The 14,060-nt window shown below is 32.5% G+C and carries 13 protein-coding genes; all 13 read right to left on the bottom strand.

The genetic code is table 11. From position 1 onward, the window contains the following. Positions 1-58: 58 nt before the first annotated feature. The 13 genes from IR213_RS06390 to IR213_RS06330 all read right to left on the bottom strand — a co-directional run bounded on the left by IR213_RS06390 (position 59) and on the right by IR213_RS06330 (position 14,054). Entirely contained in the window at positions 59-2,008 is a 1,950-nt protein-coding gene (locus tag IR213_RS06390) for a polysaccharide biosynthesis protein (RefSeq protein ID WP_194311474.1), read from the bottom strand. A 444-nt stretch (positions 2,009-2,452) separates the two neighbouring features. After that, positions 2,453-3,322: a glucose-1-phosphate thymidylyltransferase RfbA gene (rfbA, locus tag IR213_RS06385; protein WP_194311473.1), complete on the bottom strand. Its 870-nt coding sequence runs from the start codon at positions 3,320-3,322 to the stop codon at positions 2,453-2,455. 232 nt (positions 3,323-3,554) lie between these two features. Then, on the bottom strand, positions 3,555-4,424 hold the full coding sequence (gene rfbD, locus IR213_RS06380; protein WP_194311472.1) for a dTDP-4-dehydrorhamnose reductase: 870 nt from the start codon (positions 4,422-4,424) through the stop codon (positions 3,555-3,557). Beyond that, positions 4,424-4,972 (bottom strand): dTDP-4-dehydrorhamnose 3,5-epimerase, encoded by a 549-nt coding sequence (gene rfbC / locus IR213_RS06375; RefSeq protein WP_194311471.1) that lies wholly within the window; start codon positions 4,970-4,972, stop codon positions 4,424-4,426. The genes rfbD and rfbC overlap by 1 nt, the downstream gene beginning before the upstream one ends. Positions 4,973-5,020: 48 nt before the next feature. Continuing rightward, complete coding sequence (locus tag IR213_RS06370) at positions 5,021-6,166, bottom strand: DegT/DnrJ/EryC1/StrS family aminotransferase (protein WP_317173124.1); 1,146 nt, start codon at positions 6,164-6,166, stop codon at positions 5,021-5,023. Between the two features lie 56 nt (positions 6,167-6,222). Then, complete coding sequence (locus tag IR213_RS06365; RefSeq protein ID WP_194311470.1) at positions 6,223-6,774, bottom strand: sugar transferase; 552 nt, start codon at positions 6,772-6,774, stop codon at positions 6,223-6,225. 2 nt (positions 6,775-6,776) lie between these two features. Further along, positions 6,777-7,670 (bottom strand): NAD-dependent epimerase/dehydratase family protein, encoded by an 894-nt coding sequence (locus tag IR213_RS06360; protein WP_194311469.1) that lies wholly within the window; start codon positions 7,668-7,670, stop codon positions 6,777-6,779. 20 nt (positions 7,671-7,690) lie between these two features. Further along, positions 7,691-8,437: a glycosyltransferase family 2 protein gene (locus IR213_RS06355; RefSeq protein ID WP_194311468.1), complete on the bottom strand. Its 747-nt coding sequence runs from the start codon at positions 8,435-8,437 to the stop codon at positions 7,691-7,693. Positions 8,438-8,526: 89 nt separating this feature from the next. Continuing rightward, positions 8,527-9,606, bottom strand: a complete 1,080-nt coding sequence (locus IR213_RS06350) for a glycosyltransferase family protein (RefSeq protein WP_194311467.1) — start codon at positions 9,604-9,606, stop codon at positions 8,527-8,529. An 18-nt stretch (positions 9,607-9,624) separates the two neighbouring features. After that, complete coding sequence (locus IR213_RS06345) at positions 9,625-10,713, bottom strand: EpsG family protein (RefSeq protein WP_194311466.1); 1,089 nt, start codon at positions 10,711-10,713, stop codon at positions 9,625-9,627. A 13-nt stretch (positions 10,714-10,726) separates the two neighbouring features. Beyond that, positions 10,727-11,782: a glycosyltransferase gene (locus tag IR213_RS06340; RefSeq protein WP_194311465.1), complete on the bottom strand. Its 1,056-nt coding sequence runs from the start codon at positions 11,780-11,782 to the stop codon at positions 10,727-10,729. Positions 11,783-11,877: 95 nt separating this feature from the next. Next, positions 11,878-12,621 (bottom strand): hypothetical protein, encoded by a 744-nt coding sequence (locus tag IR213_RS06335; protein ID WP_194311464.1) that lies wholly within the window; start codon positions 12,619-12,621, stop codon positions 11,878-11,880. Next, positions 12,618-14,054 carry a flippase gene (locus tag IR213_RS06330; protein WP_194311463.1) on the bottom strand — a complete coding sequence of 479 codons (1,437 nt, stop codon included), beginning with the start codon at positions 14,052-14,054 and terminating at the stop codon, positions 12,618-12,620. The genes IR213_RS06335 and IR213_RS06330 overlap by 4 nt, the downstream gene beginning before the upstream one ends. Positions 14,055-14,060 lie beyond the last annotated feature (6 nt).

Below are 14,060 nucleotides of genomic sequence, written 5' to 3'. Positions count from 1 at the left end.
TCACAAAACACTTTAATTACTTTTGTAAACTTTTTTATTGCTGAGATAGTGGGGTTGCTTATTTATCCAATACGGCGAAGGTAGAATTCATACTGATAAACTCAGGAACAATTTTTTTCATCTTGGCCACGATATCATCATTATCAAAGAAACTGGCAATACCGATGAGATCTACGATTTCGATATGCAAATCTTCAAATCCTTCCTGAATTTCCTGTGCAATCATAATTTTTTCGTGATAGGTAGGTAGGGTTTTAGAAGTGTCATTGAGCAGTTCTTCATATAGTTTTTCTCCGGGACGCAATCCTACAATCTTTATTTTGATGTCGCGATCCGGAACGTATCCTGCCAAACGAATCATTTTTCGGGCCAAATCGATAATCTTGACTGGTTTTCCCATATCAAAAATATAAATCTCGCCTCCGTTTCCCATGGAACCTGCTTCCAAAACTAATTGGCAGGCTTCAGGGATGGTCATAAAATACCGAATAATGTCAGGATGTGTAATGGTAATTGGCCCTCCTTCAGCTATTTGTTTGGAGAATAAAGGTACTACGGAACCATTGGATCCTAATACATTTCCGAAACGGGTGGTAATAAATTTAGTGGCATACAAGCCGTCGTTACGCTCTTGGCATTTTAAATGCAAAGACTGCACATACTTTTCGGCGATTCTTTTGCTCGCTCCCATAACATTGCTGGGGTTTACGGCTTTGTCTGTAGAGATCATCACAAATTTCTTGACCCCGTATTCGCAAGCTAAGTCGGCTAGGTTTTTTGTTCCTTCCACATTCGTCAAAATGGCCTGGGACGGATTTTCTTCCATCAAAGGCACATGCTTATAGGCTGCAGCATGATATACCATTTGAGGGCGGTATAATTTAAAAACTTTTTCTAAAGCAGCCCGGCTTCTTATATCTACAATAAGGGTACGAATTATGGCATCAGTCTGGATACCCCTAACTTCTAAGCTGATATGATGCAGTGGCGTCTCGGCCTGATCTAATATAATTACTTTTTTAGGCTTGAAACTCAAAACCTGCCTTACGATTTCGCTGCCTATAGATCCGGCTGCCCCGGTAATTAAAACGGTATTATCCATTAACTGTTTAGAAATAGAAATGTTGTCCAGGACAATGGGTTCCCTTTCGAGCAAGTCTTCAATTTGGATGTTTTTTACTTTTTGGGAAATCTCTTTTTGATTTTCCCAATCGGATACCGAAGGTAAGGTATATACTTTGTAATTAAATTCCAGACATTGATCAACAATATCCAATTGCTTTTCTTTGGTCAAACTTCGGTCTGCTATAACAACAGCCTCAGCATCAATGGAACGCATTAATGTAGGTAATTTTTTTCTTAGGACATAGATGGGCAAATCTAACATTCGCTTCGAAGCATTCTGATTGTTTTTATCGACAAAACCAATAATTTTAAATCTTGAAGGTGTTTCAAAGTTCAACGCATTGGCAACTGATATCGCATTGGCATCTGTACCATAAATAATCGCTTTTATTAATTTACTGTCATTTCTTCCCGTAAAATAAAGTTCGAAAGTTTGTTTTACAATTATACGATAAACAAACAACCCACAAAAAGATAACACTATGTTGATGAAAAGACCTGAATTTAGAAAGATTTTCTCATGGTAAAGCATCTCAAATAAAAAATTGAAAAACAAAAGAAAAACTAAAACAGCCGTTTGCGAAAACAAAAGCTTAACGGCATCAATATAAGAGGAATGACGGATAATTCCGGAATAAGTCCGAAATAACCAAAAGAAAAAAATATTAATTCCAAATAAAGAACTAATATAAATGACTTTGTGCGTGGTGGAAACATACTCCAATCCTGCCCTATTGTAAATTAAATAAGTGAGGAAAAATGCCAATACTAAAATAGTGAAATCAATCAATACAATAATCCATCTGGGCAAATAGCTTAAATTATGAATATTGAATCTTAAGTTGGCACTTGAAAAATAACTACCGAAATTATTGTCTTTCATCCTTAGTTCGAGTATTTTTTATCCATATAAAGTAGTATGGGTTCTTCGTTTAAATCCTGTATGCAATTGATTATTTGAAGCCATTGAACAAAGTACTTCAAAATTCATAAAATGTTACTCCGGTACTGAAAATAATTTGCGTTGTGATTCCGGGAACTGAATTAAACTTCAAAAGCATATTCACAAATTTTTATTTCATACTAATTATCTTAAAAACAAACAAAAATACAAATTAATCTTTTAGTATGTAATATTCTCCATAAAACATTGTGTCTTTACCGATAAAAAGCAAATAAACTCGACAAAGATACGTATCTGCTTAATTGCTATACTTTTATAAAACTCGACTTCAACAAAAGTTTTTATTTTTAATATGTATAGGCTTTTCAAAAAGGTATTTTATACAGTTGTAAAAAAAATCCCGGTCGTGACCGGGATACAAATCTATTTTTTATGTTTTAACAATTGGAGTAAATAATCACCATAACCCGATTTAATCAAAGGTTCCGCTAAACTCTTAAGTTGCTCACTGCTTATAAATCCCTGACTCCAGGCAATTTCTTCTATACAACCCACCTTCAATCCCTGACGCTCTTCTAAAACCTGGACAAACTGACCGGCCTGCATCAGACTATTGAAAGTACCCGTATCCAGCCAAGCTGTACCTCGGTTTAAAATCCCCACTTTTAAAGATCCTTTTTCCAGATAAACCTTATTCACATCGGTGATTTCATATTCTCCTCGGGCACTGGGCTGAATGTTCTTGGCGATTTCCACTACTGAATTGTCATAGAAATACAAACCGGGAACAGCATAATTTGATTTGGGTTCCAGTGGCTTTTCTTCTATGGAAAGGGCTTTTAAGTTTTCGTCAAATTCCACCACTCCATAGCGCTCCGGATCCGAAACATGATAGGCAAAAACTACTCCTCCCTCAGGATGCGAATTCGACTTTAGCAACTCATCCATATCAGAACCAAAAAAAATATTATCACCCAAAACCAAAGCAACACTGTCTTTTCCGATAAATTCTTCTCCTATCACAAAAGCCTGCGCCAGTCCATTGGGAATGACCTGCTCAGCATAACTGAATTGACAGCCAATAGCCGATCCGTCTCCCAATAATTTCTTGAAATTAGGCAAATCGTGGGGTGTCGAAATAATTAATATCTCGTTAATCCCGGCTGTCATCAGCGTAGACAATGGATAATAAATCATAGGTTTGTCATAGACTGGCATCATTTGTTTGCTCATGGCCAAAGTCAATGGGTGTAATCGGGTACCGGATCCACCGGCTAATATAATTCCTTTCATAATTTTATAATAACAGTTTCAATAGATCTGTATCTTGCTTCTTTATTCTTTATTCTTTCCTCTTTCTTTTTTAATCTGCCGCCTGCTATCTGCAACCTGCAATCTGCAACCTGCAATCTGCAACCTGCTATCTGCCTCCTGCTATCTGCCTCCTGCCACCTGCTATCTGCAACCTGCTATCTGCAACCTGCCACCTGCTATCTGCCTCCTGCTATCTGCTATCTACCACCTGCTATCTACCACCTGCCGCCTGCAATTGGTACATCATTCTCTTCAAACTTGTTTTATAATCAACAGGCTCAATTCCGTAAACCGCTGCAATTTTGGATTTATCCAATAAAGAATAAGCAGGTCTTTCGGCAGGCGTTGGATAAGCTGATGCCGGAATTCCTTTGATATCACAGCTTTTATTTCCAATCTCTTTAATGTCCAGTGCAAATTCATACCAACTGATGGATCCTGCATTCGAATAATGATAAATGCCTGGTTCCCATTTAGGACTATCCAAAATAGTTAAAATAACCTGAGCCAAATCAGCAGCATAAGTGGGAGAGCCAATCTGATCGTTTACCACACTCAAGGTATCTCTTTCGGTCATCAAACGCAACATCGTTTTTACAAAATTATTGCCAAATTCTGAGTAAACCCAAGCTGTTCTTATAATAATACTTTCCGGACAATTTTTTAAACACGCTTTTTCGCCTGCTAATTTTGTAACCCCATAAACGCTTTGGGGATTGGGTTGGTCTTCCTCTGAATAAGCTACTGGAGAAGTGCCGTCAAAAACATAATCTGTGGAAACATGGACCAGTTTTGCTCCTGAATCATGGCACAAGGTGGCCAAGGTGGCAATGGCCTGATGGTTGATGGCATCAGCTACTTCCTGATCTTGTTCCGCTTTATCAACAGCGGTATAGGCAGCACAATTAATCACAATCTCAGGCTGAATACGATTAAAATTAGTAATGATTTCCTGTGCTTTATCCAATGGGAAATCATCAATATCAGTAAAAATAAAATCAAAATTGGGATAATGGGAGGCTAATTCTTTTATTTCAGAGCCCAATTGCCCATTGGCTCCGGTAACTAGTATTTTTTTCATTAAAATTGGGAATTACAATTATCTAAATTAGGCAAAATGGTATCTTTTTCAGAAACAATGGCAGTGGATAAATCCATCCCCCAATCAATATCTAAAGTGGCATCATCATATCGTATGCCGCCTTCGCTTAGCTTGTTATAATATTGATCGCATTTATAAAGCACCACGGCAGTTTCACTCAAAACTGAAAAGCCATGAGCAAATCCATGCGGAATCAGCAATTGTTTTTTGTTCTCGGCCGATAATACGATTCCGAAGTGTTTGCCAAAAGTGGGTGAATTCTTTCGCAAATCAACTGCTACATCCATAATCTCACCCTGCAACACACGAACCAATTTAGTCTGTGCAAAAGGCGGATTTTGATAATGTAGCCCTCTTAAAGTTCCTCTCTTGGAAAAAGACTGATTGTCCTGTACAAAATCGATGATTATTCCTAAATCGGCTAACTTGCTTTTGTTGTAGGACTCAAAAAAATAACCCCTTGAGTCTTCAAAAACTGCAGGGTTAATTATTACTAAATCGGATATTGGGGTCTGTTCTATGTTCATTGTATTTTATAATAAAGTGGCAAGTTTACTTGAATTTTATTTATGAATCTAATTATTTTGAAACAATTTTAGGACTACCTCTCTGATTCTGGCTCTATTCTCATCAGTCAAGTTGGAACCAGAAGGCAAACATAATCCTTTTTCGAATAGGGTTTCAGCTACTCTTTTCCCATAATAAGGATATTTCTCAAAAATGGGCTGCAAATGCATGGGTTTCCACAAAGGGCGGCATTCAATGTTTTCAGCTTCAAATGCCAATCGCATCGATTCTCTGTCAATTCCCTTAGTCAATTGAGGTTCCACAACAATAGTACTCAACCAGTAATTGGCAAAATAATCTTCGTTGGGTGCGGTAAAAACCGTCACACTGGCAATAGCTGCAAATAAATCTACATAAAAATCATGCATGGTTCTGCGTAAGGCAACATGAGTATCTAAAACTTCCATCTGACCCCGGCCAATTCCCGCACAAATGTTGCTCATTCTATAATTATATCCTATTTCACTATGCTGGTAATGGGGTGCATTATCTCTGGATTGGGTCGCAAAAAACAGGGCTTTGTCTTTAAGCGCTTTGGTTTTGGTAACAATGGCACCACCTCCCGAAGTAGTGATAATCTTGTTACCGTTAAAAGACAAAACTCCAATGTCTCCAAAAGTGCCACAACGTTGTCCTTTGTAACTGCTTCCTAATCCTTCGGCACTGTCTTCTAGAATAGGAATACCATATTGATTGGCAACAGCTCGTACGGCTTCGATCTGATACGGAACACCGTACAAATGCACTGCAATGATGGCTTTTGGTTTTCGACCCTTGGCAATGCTGTCTGTGATGGCTTCTTCAAGAGCGATGGGACAAAGATTCCAGGTTTCCGATTCACTGTCAATAAAAATGGGTGTGGCCCCAAGATAGAGTATCGGATTGGCTGAAGCCGAAAAAGTCATACTCTGACAAATTACGGCATCTCCTGCCTGAACACCTAACAGGATTAGTCCTAAATGAATGGCGGATGTTCCTGAACTTAAAGCGCCAACGTGAGATTGATTTCCTAAATACTTTTCTAAATCCTGTTCAAAACTATTAAGATTGGAGCCCTCCGAAGCAAGTAAATTGGCATCAAAGGCTTCCTGAACATAATTTTGTTCATGACCACTCATATGAGGTTGAGATAAGTAAATTTTAGATGGTTTCAAATTTTGAATTATTCTTTAATTTTCAGACGAATCGCTTAATTAAAAACATTATTTAATCAATGGCTTACTCCTTGTTTTGCTAAAACTTTGGTAAAGGTCATTGCAATAATTTTTAAATCAAATGCAAAAGATTTACGATCTAAATACTCTTTTTCATACTTCACTTTTTCTATTAAGGATAATTCATCACGACCATTGACTTGTGCCCAGCCGGTAATGCCTGGAATAAGGGTATCAACCCCTTTTGCCACACGTAGTACCATTAAATCATCCTGATTGTACAAGGCGGGACGAGGTCCTACAAATACCATTTCTCCTTTGATGATATTAATAAGGTTAGGCAATTCGTCTAAACTCAGTTTTCGAATCAAGCCTCCTATTTTTAGTAAATATTTCTCAGGATTCCCCAATAAATGGGTAGCCACATTTGGGGTGTCTTTTCTCATACTCCGAAACTTGTATATTTCGAAAAAAGTATAGTTGACACCTACGCGTTTCTGTTTGAAAAAAATTGGGAAACCATCTTCCAATGAAATGATTAAACCCACAATGACAAAAAGGGGTAAAAGACTAATAAGCAGGAATAAACCGAATAATCTATTGAGCATTGTTAATTAATTTTAAATTCTTTTAATACCGCTTGTGGATTCCATCCGAATGCTCGCCTTGCCTTTAAGTCATCAAAAGTCAAAGTAGCATTTAATTTATTTAATTTATCCGAGTTAATGGGAAACCTGGAACCTATAATATCACCAAAAAAAGCGAAAATTTCAGCAATCCAAATGGGCATATTATTTACTTTGCCTTTGCCCAATTGCTTACTGATAAGAAGACTTATTTCATAAAAATTGGGGTGATACCCATCTGTTAAATTATAAATTCCTCCTACTTCGGCTACTTTTAATAAAACTCTGCTAATATCATCCGCCAATACCATACTCTTTTTAGCATTTCCTCCTGCAATATTAAAATAAAACCCCTTTCTTATTCCATTAATCATGGCACCCAAATTACCCGGAGGATTTTTGCCAACCACTAAGGGTAATCGCAAAATAGTACAAATAATATTGTTTTTCGCACACCAATCCTGGACTAATTTTTCGGCCAAAATCTTACTTTTCCCATAGGGATCTATGGCCATCAAAGGTTGCTCTTCATTTATTTGATTTCCCGATATGACCCCATAAACGCTGACCGAACTAATGAAAACAAATTGTTTGGGCAAACCGGCATTCTCGAGACCTTTTAACAGGTTTTCTGTTCCTTTAACATTTACCTCAAAAAAAGATTGTTTTTCAATATCCGTTTTGGGAACACTATGGGCTTTCCCGGCAGAATGAATAACCAAGTCGAACTTTTGGAAAAATTCAGGAATTTCCTTTTCTAAAGAAACCTTGTAATCTCCAGAAGTTCTAGACAAACTAATTAGATTATAACTACTTGCTAATTCTTTTACAATAGATTTTCCTAAAAACCCATTTGCACCTGTCAATAAAATTTCCATTTAATAAATACTTTAATCAACTAAATAAATTGAACCAAACGTTTAAATATTCTCAATGGCATTAAGTAAAATGGAGCTTTTAATCCATTATTTTTCCATGCTTTGAGTATCTCTTTGTTTTGATTAACTATGTTTGAAAAACTTTGATTTGTAGCGCCACCCAATCTCATTTTAATTATCAATCTATTAATGTATTTAGGTTTAAAATGGTGCTTTTTAAATACCCGAAGCATAAACTCATAATCCGCAGCTAGTTTGTAATATAAATTAAATAAACCTGCTTCTTTAAACACTTTAGCCCTAACAAATAATGAAGGGTGTGGAGGAACATTGGCATTCTCAAAAAAATTATTGTAATAACTTTTTGATTTCCAATTTCGAACTATTTTATTGGTATCATCACTCTTTACATAGACCAAATCTCCATATAATATTTCCAACTCTGGATCATTATTAAATTGTTGCATAACATCATTAATAACATCCAAATCTTGATACAAATCGTCTGAATTTAATATCCCTATGACATCACCTGTCGCAGCTTGTATCCCTTTATTCATAGCATCATACAAACCTTTATCAGGCTCGGATATAAAATAACCCAATCTGTTTTTGTATTCCTCAATTATTGAAACGGTATTATCCTTCGAGTTCCCATCAATAATTACATACTCGATATTCGGATACGATTGATTAAGAACAGATTCAATAGAATCTATAATAGTAGAAGAACTATTATAACAAACTGTTATGATGGAGATTTTCATTCAAAATTATTATTAGTAAATTCTAACCCTTCTAAGATATTAAAAACATTAAATTGGAGTGATTGAAAAAAACAAAAACCACAAATCATTTAAACAAAACGCTTTATGATCTCGCCTTCAAAATTATTTATATCCTGAAAAATCTTTGCAATCATTTCTTCACATCCGTTATCAAATACATTCTTGTCAAATTCTCTAATATATTCCGTCAATTTATCATAAATGTCATCGGTTGAATTTACTACAATACCTAATTTGTATTTTTTAACGAATCCGGCTTGAATACTTTCCGAGTTTACTATCATCGGTTTTCTGCTGACTAAAGACAAATAAAATCTATTACTCATCTGGGTTCTAAATAAACTCGAAGATGGCAAAACGATATTAATAAAATCAGAATTTTCTACAATTTTTTTTTCTTCATTTTTTTGATATCTGCCAGTAAAATAAATATTTGAATATCGTTCTTTAGAAAATTTTTCTAATTTTTCTTTTTCTAAACCACTACCTGCAAAAATCAGTTTGATTTTGTTTTTATTACCAAATGAATCTATTATTCTTGAATTAGATTCAAAATCTCTAATTTGACCAATGGTAAGAATTCTAATTTCGTCAAATAATGGCAAAATATCGTCATCTCGCTGATCATTTATTGAATTTTCGATAAGTTTTTTTCTAACATTATGACCCAAAATGTAATCATATTTTTGAGGCAACCACTTTTTATATCCATTTGACGAAATGACAGAAAATGAAGAGTTGTAAATAAGTTTTTCGATTTGCTTATTTATAAAAGGAGTTATTGGTGAGTAGTCTCTGATATCAAATACATAACGTCCTTCAAAATTATTTTTCAAAAAATTATTTAAAAAAAAACCACATACTATGGTATGAACTGTCAAATAATCATATTGTGTATTACTCAAACATTTAATCACAAACCGTGAAAATAACCAGTAATCATACATCTTTCTCCAAAGTGAATTTGATTCAGGTCCAGGATGGTTAAAAACATACTTTTTTTCTTTCTCTTTTGAAACAATTTTTAATTCATTTCTATTCCAGCAAATGAATTCATATTCCGCTCCAATTCTATCAAAAACATCAGTGAAATTTTTGACATAGGGAGTAGAATCAATAATATTGGGTATAATGATAGCAATTTTCATTTTTTAAATTTATACAATTTAAAGATTAAAAAACCAAAATTTGTATGGCAAAAAGGATACTTTTTCTTGAATATTATTTTGATAAGAACTTACATACATAGATAAATAATAAAAAGATAATGATAATAAAAGAGTAAAAATAATATGCTGAATAATCTTCCCATATCTAATCGAAAATATTTTGCTGTAATAAGGTATGAGGTAAATCCAAAATAATAAGAAGAAAGCACTAATTCGTGAAGCAGATATTGGCTCAAAAGAAAATACATTGAAAAAAAATATCCCAAAAGTAGTAATCGAGATAATTTGTTTATTCAAACTATTTAAAGCAACTAATTTATCATAATAAATCAAATTAACCACAGCAATTATATAATACAAATATTGAAGTTTGGTGGGACTGGCAGTATCTGCATCAATATAAAACTCTTGCAAACGAGATATAACCGATAACTCGTTAATAAAACTTGATAAAATTATTTTTTTTATAATAATAGAAAGGAAAAAAGAAGAGATAAATAAAATATAGTTGCCTTTTTTACTTACATTCAAATACAGCAATGGTAAAATAATCAAGCCCGATATAGCCGACGTATGAAATAAAAAGGCAACCATAATAATTAATAAAAATTTTACAATCTTTCGTTCTACTGCAAATTGGTAAGAATACAATATTAACGCTGTAGCTAAAGATTGCCTTATGGTAGATAATGATGCAAAAAAGAAAAGGGGAAAAGAATAAAATACTAACCAAGAAATCGTTGGATTTACAGAATATTTATCAATTGATAACGATACTAATCTCAAGGTTAACCAAGCAAAAAAAATAAAAGCAATTGGATAAAAGTTTAGTTCGCTCGCTATTATAAAAATCACCTTACTTAACGGCTCAAATCTCCCTTCTATAAGTAAATCATATCCTTTCCCTATTTCCCATACATACATATCATAATCCCATCCAACATCATAACGTAAACAACTAAAAAGTAGTAAAGTAAAATAAATTATTTTAGAACTTTCTTGAATTTTATAGTAATAACATAAAATAAATAGTAATGCAATAAGAATATAAGGCCACAAATCAACAAACGAAAATACATACTCCATGTCAAAACAAAATTTATCTGAAAATTGTATTAATAAAAAGTAAAACTGTTTTTTCTTCGGTATAACTCGTCTTTACTTTGAAGTCTATATCATAAATACCATTAATAAAATCTTTCAATTTTATTTCTGAACAATTTTCAAGTAACAACCCTAATTTATACTTCTTAATAAGCTTTCCTAATAACCCCACGCTTGGGCCTACTACTGGCACTTTAAATTGGGCAGCATATCCTATGACCCCACTACTCTGTTCAGAATCTTTATAAGGCATTAATATGTAATTACTTGTTAAACAAAGGGATCCTATGTAATCGTAGGAACAAAATGTATCAAATATGACAATTTGTGTGTGTTTCTCTAAATCATTGGTTAGCGAATAGAAGGATTCTTTTATATCGTCAAATACTTTACCTGCAAAAATAAAACAGCAGTGACTTAAAATATTTTCATTAGCAATAGCGATAGCTTTTAAAATGTTAATTGTTCCTTTCCGATCTGAAAGTGCTCCAAAATGAAGCAAAACAATTTTATCTAAAGGTATCCTTAATTCTTCTCTCAAATTTTTAATTGAATCAACAGAAACAGGAACAAAGGGATCTGGCAAATATTTAAAAACGGATGTTTTATATTTTTTATTCAAATAAACTGGAGCTACTGAATCGTTTAACAAATAAATATTTTCAAAAATTTTAAATCTTGATAACAACAAATATTTCAATAAATCGCTTACTCGCACAAGAAAAGACGATTTTTTCCACCTGTATAAGTAAATTAAATAAACAATACCCGAAACCCTTATTCTTTTATTTAAAACAAGAGGCAGAAACGGAAGAAACTGTATCAGGGATACAAGAAAAATATGTGAAATGGAATACTCCCTACTAATTCTCCTTAATATTTTACTTAAATATAAAGATTTTAGCAATTTGTTCTTGTTTAATTTTGAAATATCTGCATCAGCAATGTATTTAATTGTAATATTTGGAGCAGTAGGCCAAACTAAATTCGTGGAAACTTTTTTAAAATCAGGAGAAAGAAAAAAAACAAAATCTTCATTTATTTTCTCCAATCCACCCATATATAAATGATGAATGTATTCTAAATGATGTCCAGCTATTTGTTCGTCAAAAATTAAAGTTTTTTTCATTAAATATTTTATTAAGATTACACCTTCTTAACAAAAGGAGTGCGTAGTAAAAAGTTCTTAATACAATTTCTAATAGGATTAAGCTCATATACAGTCCCTATAGAGCCTCCTTTACCCGTAATTTTAGGAAATGGGTACATAGTATTTATTTTAATTTTTTCGTTTTTAAATTTAAGTTCGTTTAATCTTAATGCAAAAACATGCTCTAAAAACAAACCCTCATTATCTCTAACTTTATGGTAGGCCTGACCTAGATACAATTTATAACTCGTGATCTTTGCATAATAAAAATCCGTAAAAATCCGATCTAAAGCTTTTTTTACAAAAATAAAATTAATTGGATACGAAAAAATGAAATCAGAATTATTAGTTTTATTGTAAACAAAATAATTTTCAACAAATAACTTTCCAGTGACTTTGAAAAAGCTGTCATGCTCTTTAAGTAATTCACTATTTGAAAATACATATTGCATTAACTCACCTTCACCATATCCTTTACCATAAAGAAATGTTTTCTCTCTATCTCCATTAAAAGAGAGAATCTCTAAATTTTTACCTTTAGTTAACGCTAAATTTACTAGTTCATTTGAATAGGTATAAGCAGAATTATCACATATAATTATACTTTTGAAATTAGATTCATTAAGCCATCTCTTTAATGCTAAAATATGTAAATGTTCACGCTCCTTTGGATTTTTTAGTTCCACAAAACTTGAAAAAGGATAGATGCAAGAAGTGATTATTAAACAGGTTTTATTCATCTTAATCTAAATTTAAATAAATAGAGATTATACATGGCTATAATAAATTCATTTTTAAATAATTTATGCAATATTAGTATGTAAAAAGTCATCCCAAGAATACTTATAATGCCTAATCTAAGAAACATATTTAAAAAGAAATCATGGAACAAAAAATAAAAAAAAATAAATGGAATTAATGAAATACTACCTTGCCAAAAAGCAGTTAGACAAATACGAATCGAAGTTTTAAAAAAAACATAATATCCCAACATCAAACAAACTACTACTTCAGTTATAAAAGTAGCCCAAGCAGCACCATTTTGATATAAAAAAGGAATGAGTATAAAGTTAAAAACCAAACTAGTTATAGATCCAATTAAAACAGAAAAAAGCATGTATTTTTCCATTCTCATTGTATTTAAAATTTGAAGTATTAGAATATTTGATAATCCAACAATGATAATCAAAGGAGCTAAAATTTGAGTGGTGGGTATCGAAGCAATAAATTGTTTACCAGCAAATAGCATAATTAATTCAGACGAAAAAAGACCTATAAATAATGAAATTGGCAATGAAACAAAAAAATGGAATGAAATTGATTTTTCAATTAATTTATTATACTCAGGCATATCATTTTTTTCAAGTGCAATTGACATCCTTGGAAGCATAACCACTCCCAAACTAGTCACTATTGGCAAAGCTGCCTTATAAAGCCTCATCGATGCATTATAATAACCTACATAAAGACTATTTGTTAGAAAACCAAGTATTATAGTATCCATTAATACATAAATACTTGTAGCAAAAATTGTTGCAAAGAGAAGTAATAAGGGTTTTGAATGTAAAGAGTAATTTATTGTAAACGAAAATTTTATTTTATCTTTTAAATAATAAAAATTAATAAAATTGTTAATAAAAAGGCCAAGAAAGGTTAATCCAAAATAAATACCAAAATCAGCTTTGCTATTTACAAAAATAAATAATAATACTATTGAAAGCAATTTAACTATAACATTCCGGATCGTAATCAATCTAAATTCCTCAATTCCAGTAAAGAACCAGTCTACATTCGTAAAACTAAATAATACAAATAAAATAGAAATTAAAAAATATTTAAAGTCAACTTCGAGCTTTGGAACTAAAAACAACAGCAATAAATAAAAAAAAGAGAGAACTACCGAGTTTATAATGTTGATAGTTACTAGTTCATTAAATAGTTTATCGCGTTTTTCTTTATTATCGCGTAATCTTGCTATTTCTCTAACTCCATAAGCAGGTATCCCAAGTGCAGCAACAATTACAAAATACTGTACAATTGACATTATAAATGCTAATTTTCCCGTACCTTCTGGCCCTATAACTCTTGCAATATATGGAAATGTTATTAAAGGGTATAAAACATTAGTAACTAATAATAATGTATTGTAAAAGTAATTTTTTATTAAACTCATATTTTA

The organism is Flavobacterium soyangense (assembly GCF_015277675.1).
GTDB classification, from domain to species: domain Bacteria; phylum Bacteroidota; class Bacteroidia; order Flavobacteriales; family Flavobacteriaceae; genus Flavobacterium; species Flavobacterium soyangense.
The sequence above is the reverse complement of the archived record's forward strand: the minus strand, read 5'-3'. Positions and strand labels throughout refer to the sequence as shown.

What these genes read in the sequence shown, in the direction of transcription:
- IR213_RS06390 (WP_194311474.1), bottom strand. Translation starts at nt 2,008, where the DNA reads ATGAAAGACAATAATTTCGGTAGTTATTTTTCAAGTGCCAACTTAAGA.
- rfbA (WP_194311473.1), bottom strand. Translation starts at nt 3,322, where the DNA reads ATGAAAGGAATTATATTAGCCGGTGGATCCGGTACCCGATTACACCCA.
- rfbD (WP_194311472.1), bottom strand. Translation starts at nt 4,424, where the DNA reads ATGAAAAAAATACTAGTTACCGGAGCCAATGGGCAATTGGGCTCTGAA.
- rfbC (WP_194311471.1), bottom strand. Translation starts at nt 4,972, where the DNA reads ATGAACATAGAACAGACCCCAATATCCGATTTAGTAATAATTAACCCT.
- IR213_RS06365 (WP_194311470.1), bottom strand. Translation starts at nt 6,774, where the DNA reads ATGCTCAATAGATTATTCGGTTTATTCCTGCTTATTAGTCTTTTACCC.
- IR213_RS06360 (WP_194311469.1), bottom strand. Translation starts at nt 7,670, where the DNA reads ATGGAAATTTTATTGACAGGTGCAAATGGGTTTTTAGGAAAATCTATT.
- IR213_RS06355 (WP_194311468.1), bottom strand. Translation starts at nt 8,437, where the DNA reads ATGAAAATCTCCATCATAACAGTTTGTTATAATAGTTCTTCTACTATT.
- IR213_RS06350 (WP_194311467.1), bottom strand. Translation starts at nt 9,606, where the DNA reads ATGAAAATTGCTATCATTATACCCAATATTATTGATTCTACTCCCTAT.
- IR213_RS06345 (WP_194311466.1), bottom strand. Translation starts at nt 10,713, where the DNA reads ATGGAGTATGTATTTTCGTTTGTTGATTTGTGGCCTTATATTCTTATT.
- IR213_RS06335 (WP_194311464.1), bottom strand. Translation starts at nt 12,621, where the DNA reads ATGAATAAAACCTGTTTAATAATCACTTCTTGCATCTATCCTTTTTCA.
- IR213_RS06330 (WP_194311463.1), bottom strand. Translation starts at nt 14,054, where the DNA reads ATGAGTTTAATAAAAAATTACTTTTACAATACATTATTATTAGTTACT.